The organism is Streptomyces sp. NPDC054840 (assembly GCF_053611065.1).
Genome location: NZ_JBSGZP010000937.1, coordinates 1 through 2,256, shown reverse-complemented (window position 1 = coordinate 2,256; position 2,256 = coordinate 1). Strand labels below are relative to the sequence as shown.

Annotated in this window: 2 protein-coding genes and 1 pseudogene; 1 reads left to right on the top strand and 2 read right to left on the bottom strand. The window is 73.0% G+C overall.

Annotated elements, in window-relative coordinates; translation table 11 throughout:
• The first annotated feature begins 56 nt into the window (after positions 1–56).
• Complete coding sequence (locus tag ACWGIU_RS36170) at positions 57–395, top strand: DUF2516 family protein (protein ID WP_453712322.1); 339 nt, start codon at positions 57–59, stop codon at positions 393–395.
• Between the two features lie 56 nt (positions 396–451).
• On the opposite strand, the gene ACWGIU_RS36165 is transcribed toward ACWGIU_RS36170, so the two are convergent.
• Together ACWGIU_RS36165 and ACWGIU_RS36160 are read right to left on the bottom strand one after the other, a co-directional pair.
• Positions 452–1,843 (bottom strand): PP2C family protein-serine/threonine phosphatase, encoded by a 1,392-nt coding sequence (locus ACWGIU_RS36165; protein ID WP_453712321.1) that lies wholly within the window; start codon positions 1,841–1,843, stop codon positions 452–454.
• Between the two features lie 132 nt (positions 1,844–1,975).
• Positions 1,976–2,256 (bottom strand): annotated as a pseudogene (locus ACWGIU_RS36160) (hypothetical protein); the annotation flags it as partial.

Here is a 2,256-nt window from a genome sequence, read left to right as displayed (position 1 = left end):
GTGGAGTCGGGCGGCATCGGAAGTGCGAAGCAGAAGCTGAGAAGGCGGTCGAAGCGATGTTGATCGATGGGTTCGATCGGGGCGTGATCCCGTTCCTGGGGTACGTCATGCTGGCGCTCGCCGTCGTGGCCTTCGTGATCGCCCTGGTGGCGCGCGAGGACGCGTACCGGGCGGCCGAAAAGCAGAGCAAGACCTTCTGGCTGGTCATCCTCGGCGTCACCGTGGCCGTGGACTTCTTCCTGGGGATGCTGTTCCTGCAGATCGCCGGTCTCGTCGCGACGATCGTGTTCTTCGTCGACGTACGCCCGGCCCTCAAGCAGGTCTCGGGCGGGGGCGGCCGGCGCGGCGGCAGCAGCAGCGACGGGCCGTACGGGCCCTACAACGGCGGACGGTAGACGCGGGGCGATAGACGCTGGGCGCGCGGCGGCCGGAGCCGGATCCGGGACAGCCCTCAGCCCTCTGCGCGGGAGAGCAGGACCACGGCCACGTCGTCGGTGAGCTCGCCGCCGTTGAGGCGGCGGGCCTCGGTGACGGAGGCCTCCAGCAGGCCCTCACCGCTCAGACCACGGTCCAGGTGGCGGTTGATCATGTCGACCATGCCGTCCTGGCCCAGACGTTCCTTGCCCTCGCCGATGTGGCCCTCGATCAGGCCGTCGGTGTAGAGCATCAGGCTCCAGGTGCCGCCGAGCTCCACCTGGCGGCGCGGCCAGCGGGCCCGGGGCAGCAGCCCGAGGGCCGGGCCGCTGTTCTCGTAGGGGAGCAGCTGCGCGCGGCGGCCGGGCCGGGATATCAGCGGAGCCGGATGGCCGGCCAGACACAGACCGGCGCGGCGGCCGTCCGGGGCGATGTCGACCGTGCACAGCGTCGCGAATATCTCCTCGCACGGCCGCTCCACCTCCAGGACCTGCTGGAGGGTGGCCAGCAGGTCGTCGCCGCAGAGGCCGGCCAGGGTCAGGGCGCGCCAGGCGATGCGGAGCTCGACGCCGAGCGCGGCCTCGTCGGGGCCGTGTCCGCAGACGTCGCCGATCATGGCGTGGACGGTGCCGTCGGGGGTGCGGACGGTGTCGTAGAAGTCACCGCCGAGCAGGGCCCGGCTGCGGCCGGGGCGGTAGCGGGCGGCGAAGCGGAGGTCGGAGCCCTCCAGGAGGGGCGTGGGGAGCAGACCGCGTTCCAGCCGGGCGTTCTCCTGGGCGCGCAGTTTCGATTCTGCGAGCTTGTACTGGGCGATGTCCGCCCGTTTTCTCTCCACGGCGTAGCGGATGGCGCGGCTCAGCAGCCGGCCGTCCAGCTCGTCCCGGAAGAGGAAGTCCTGGGCGCCGACCCGGACGGCCTCGGCGGCGCGCTCGACGTCGTCCTCGCCGGTGAGGACGAGGACGGCGTGGCGCGGGGCGATGCGCAGCACCTGGCGGAGGGCGACCAGCTGGTCCACGGCAGTGCCGGTTCCGATTCCGCTGCCCGTGCCCGCCGTCCCGTTGACCGAGCCGTTGGAGGCGGCTCCGGGCGTACGGGCGCTGGAGTCCGGGAGGGACAGGTCGAGGAGGATGCAGTGCACGTCGGGCGTGAGCAGCCGCTCGGCCTCGGTGAGGTTGCGGGCGGTGCGGAGCCGGATGCGGTGGCCGTCCGCGTCGAGGATCTCGGGGACGGTGAGGCCGCCGGCCGGGTCGTCCTCGATGACCAGGAGGGTCAGCGGGGTCGTGTGGGGAGTGGTCGTGTGGGGAGTGGTCGTCTGAGTGGTCGCTTGCGCGACGCCCGTGGCGGCTACGGCCGGGGCGGCGGTGTGCAGAACGGCCTGACCGCTCTCCGTGGCCGAGGTGTCCCTCTGCCGCGGTACGGGTACGGGCATCGTCTCCGGTTCCTTCCCTCCCCCCGAGGGTGCGCTCGTCCGGCAGACCCTAGCGGTCCCTGCCCGGCAAACGGAATGCCGTCCCTGGCTAAGGCCTGCGTCATATGCGGTTATCGCGGGGGAAAAACGGTCTCACTGGATGACAAAGGTCACGGCGGGGCCGTGTTCCGTCCCGTCCATCGAGACGTGTCCGAGGTCCGCCGGGTTGCCTGCGTCGCCCGATCCCACCCCTCCGGCTGAAGATCCGGCCTCGCCGGCCGTGGAGGCGCCCGCGTCCCGCGTCGCCAGGGTCCCGCGCCGGGTGCCGCGTCGCCCGGGGGCGTCGCGCCCCGCCCCGGGTCCGGCGCCCGCGTCCGGGGTCCGGCGCCCGCGTCCCGCGTCGCACCGGGGTGCCGCGCCCCGGCGGCGGTTAC